We start from the raw sequence: 1,220 nt of genomic DNA, 5'->3' as shown, positions 1-1,220 counted from the left end.
GGACGAGGTCACTCCGCGCGAAAAGGACGAAGTCATCGCCCGCGCGATCTGTTCATACGCGGCGATAATGTGCGCCTGCTCGATCAGAGACGAGGGCAAGCTCGCGGATGAGGATAAGCAGGGCGTGCAGGGCTTTCTAGATAACCACTACGGCTGCATAGACAAGCTCACGCGTATGGAGCGCCGCGTCGTGCAGGGCGAGGCAAGTCGCGACGAGGCCGTAAATATGGGCTGGAAATACGAGTCGCTGTGGGCGCTGATGTGGGCCATGGGGCTCGTGGAGGAGCTTAGCTTTCCAAAGGGTATCTGCGACTGCGCCTTTGTGATGGGCACCTTTAGCGGCGGTGATTTTTCTGCGCGCGTGAAGCTACGCGATGCGGATGAAATTTTGCAGGCGCTCGATCTCATCTACCGCTATCACTGGGCGTGCGTCAATGCCCGCGTGCACGGCTCAGACTGCGCGGGGCTCGACGAAGAAGTCGTGATGGAGAGGCGCGGCGGGCTAGAGTGGCTGTGCTGCAAGGGAGCGGAGAATGATAATCTGACGGATGAATATAATGCGTGGGATTATCCGGACTTGAATACTTAGCGGCCCTTTTTTCCTTTATACATCGTTGGAAATTTCGCCGAATTTCAGTCACGTATTATAATATAAGCTCCTTCATTCGGCTCATTTCCGCCTCGTCTAAAGAAAAAATACTGCGCGTTGTCTCGCGAGCGTCTTTAAATGAGTTTGAAATTTTAAGTTCACGATAGGTTATATGCCTTATCTTGACTTAAAATTTCTGCACAACATTTAAATCTATCTCGCGATACTGCCGCTCTTGTATTCTTTAACTCAAATTTAAACCAGCCTGCGCTTAAAAATTAAATTTCGCCTCGTTTAAGCGAAAAATACTTCGCCTTAATTCCCGCGTTTTTTCTCTTTGCTATACGTCGTTGCATCTAAAATTTGCTGGTTGCATATTTACATACACGCTCCGCCCGCAAATTTCATCCCCGCCTCGTCTAGCTTCGCGGTACCCCCACTTACACTCTTCTTTGTACTCAAATTTAGAAACTATTTTTGCGTCGTTGTACCCACAACTGCAAGCATAAGTCATGCCAAGATCGGAATTTTAAAATTTAACCCTGATCGCGCGCTGTTTTTTACCAATCCTAAATATTTGCCGACGGTTCGAAAAGCATACCGAATGTGAAAAATTTATGAATTGATCGGG

The 1,220-nt window shown here is 48.6% G+C and carries 2 protein-coding genes; one reads left to right on the top strand and one right to left on the bottom strand.

What is annotated here, in order from left to right; translation table 11 throughout:
- A partial coding sequence (locus Q0257_RS12780) for a DUF4272 domain-containing protein (protein ID WP_298025387.1) occupies positions 1-589 on the top strand: 589 nt, incomplete at its 5' end.
- A 340-nt stretch (positions 590-929) separates the two neighbouring features.
- Here Q0257_RS12780 and Q0257_RS12775 read toward each other — a convergent pair.
- On the bottom strand, positions 930-1,103 hold the full coding sequence (locus tag Q0257_RS12775; protein WP_298025384.1) for a hypothetical protein: 174 nt from the start codon (positions 1,101-1,103) through the stop codon (positions 930-932).
- Positions 1,104-1,220 lie beyond the last annotated feature (117 nt).

Source organism: uncultured Campylobacter sp. (assembly GCF_938018035.1).
Classification (GTDB): domain Bacteria; phylum Campylobacterota; class Campylobacteria; order Campylobacterales; family Campylobacteraceae; genus Campylobacter_B.
Note: the sequence above shows the minus strand (reverse complement) of the source record. Positions and strands in the feature narration are given on the sequence as shown.

Coding starts and splice junctions, on each gene's coding strand:
- Q0257_RS12775 (WP_298025384.1), bottom strand. CDS start 1,103: ATGACTTATGCTTGCAGTTGTGGGTACAACGACGCAAAAATAGTTTCT.